Below are 851 nucleotides of genomic sequence, written 5' to 3' on the forward strand. Positions count from 1 at the left end.
CCAGCGATCTTCTTCGTCGTCACCGCACCCGGACTCGTCGCCCCACCGGTGTTACCCAGGATGTACACCTCACCATCCTGCGAACTACCCGACTGGTCACTACCACCCCAGGTGGAAATCACCAACCGGCCGTCCGGCAACCAGTCCATCCCGGTGACCTTCGGCTGGAACCCGTTGGGCCGCAAATTCGTCAACGAGTACCCCGGATGCACCCCCGTCAACGGCAGACCGTCACCCGGGGAGTCAGTGACACCCTCACACTCCTTCCGACCCGGAGCGGTCACCCGAACCACCCCCGCGTCGGTGCTCAACGCCGAGTTCGGCACCACCACGAACGATGACGACCCGGGGGTCTTCCACTCCAAAGTGATCTGCTGACCACCCGCCCGCTCAAAATGATCAATGCGCAGCGGATGCAACCCGGCCGTCAGGGTGACGGTGCCTTCCTTCGGCGGGGTCGCACCGTGCAAACCGTCGTGGTTGATCACCACACCGTTGTCGATCGTCAACCTCGACCCGTCGTCACTGCTCAACCGGAACGTGTAACTCCCCGCCTGCGAAGCGGTGACGTTACCCAGGACCTGCGAGACGAAGTTGTCCTCGAAACCGAAATCCGCCACCGACGACCAGTTGATCGTCGACATCAACTTGTCCACATTCGGAGTCTGCGCCGGCTTCAACGTACAGATCTCCGACAACGGCACCTGCACATCAAAAACCCGCAGGGTCACGCCCGGCTCCTGCGCCGGAGCAGCACCAGCCGAACCAGCACCCAGACCGGTAGCAGCCAGACTCAGAGCGAGTGTTACCAGGACAGGACCGCGCAATCGGCGTAGCAGCCGTGTGCCCAT

At 62.7% G+C, this 851-nt stretch carries 1 protein-coding gene; it reads right to left on the minus strand.

The window, feature by feature from the left end; genetic code table 11:
- Positions 1-731, minus strand: a 731-nt coding sequence (locus tag ACLJN9_RS30515; protein ID WP_410815153.1) for a PA14 domain-containing protein, incomplete at its 3' end; no start/stop codon positions are given.
- Positions 732-851 lie beyond the last annotated feature (120 nt).

This window comes from Micromonospora sp. 067-2 (assembly GCF_046549295.1).
Taxonomy (GTDB): Bacteria; Actinomycetota; Actinomycetes; order Mycobacteriales; family Micromonosporaceae; genus Micromonospora.